The sequence below is a fragment of the Vibrio ordalii ATCC 33509 genome, assembly GCA_000257205.1.
Lineage (GTDB): Bacteria > Pseudomonadota > Gammaproteobacteria > Enterobacterales > Vibrionaceae > Vibrio > Vibrio ordalii.
This window is the reverse complement of sequence record AEZC01000019.1, coordinates 1-767: the sequence shown is the minus strand read 5'-3', so window position 1 is coordinate 767 and position 767 is coordinate 1. Positions and strand designations below refer to the sequence as shown.

Annotated in this window: 1 pseudogene; it reads left to right on the top strand. The window is 33.2% G+C overall.

The annotated features are described in order from the left end of the window. Positions 1 to 669 (top strand): annotated as a pseudogene (locus tag VOR_RS18815) (phenylacetate--CoA ligase family protein); the annotation flags it as partial. Between the last annotated feature and the right edge of the window lie 98 nt (positions 670 to 767).

Sequence of the window (767 nt, the reverse complement as noted above, 5' to 3'; positions counted from 1 at the left end):
CTGTTTGCTAATTTAATTGAGTCATTAGGGTTAGCAGTAAACCTAAAAATTAAAGGGATTGTCCTTTCATCGGAATCTTGTTCTGATAATCAGAAACTAGTAATCGAACGCGTTTTTAATTGTAAGGTTTTTAGTTGGTATGGATTGAGTGAAAGGGTGGCAACAGCAGGTACATGTAAATACGGTAAGATGCATTTAATTGAAGACTATGGCTATTATGAGTTTTCTGATGATAAATTAATTGCGACGGGATTCCATAACTCTAAAATGCCATTAATTAGGTATAACACAGAAGACATATTCTCTGGTGTTAGTTCCGAATTCAATCAATGTGAATGTGGTCTTCCATTTTTAACAATTAAAAGTATTCAAGGTAGAGAAGGTGAGTTTCTACTGTCAACTTCAGGGCGTAAGGTGCTTATTTTTAACCATATCCCAAAAAATGTGTGTGGTTTGGTTGAGCTTCAGCTTAAGCAAAAAAGCATAGATGAAATAATAGCTTTAGTTGTTGTCGATCGTCGATATGATCAACAATCAGAAAAAATTCTAGAAAAAAATATTAAAACATATTTTGGAGAAGATATGCGTGTTCTTGTTAAGCAAGTTTCGTCCATTCCAAGAACAAAAAATGGAAAATTTAGGCAAGCGATTTTAGAGTTGGAACCTTAAAATGTTTAAAAGACAAATTCTTGTAAGTGACGCATCGAATGTTGAGGTGTCTGTTCCCACTACATTCAAATGTATTGATTTTACTAAGTATGCAATTT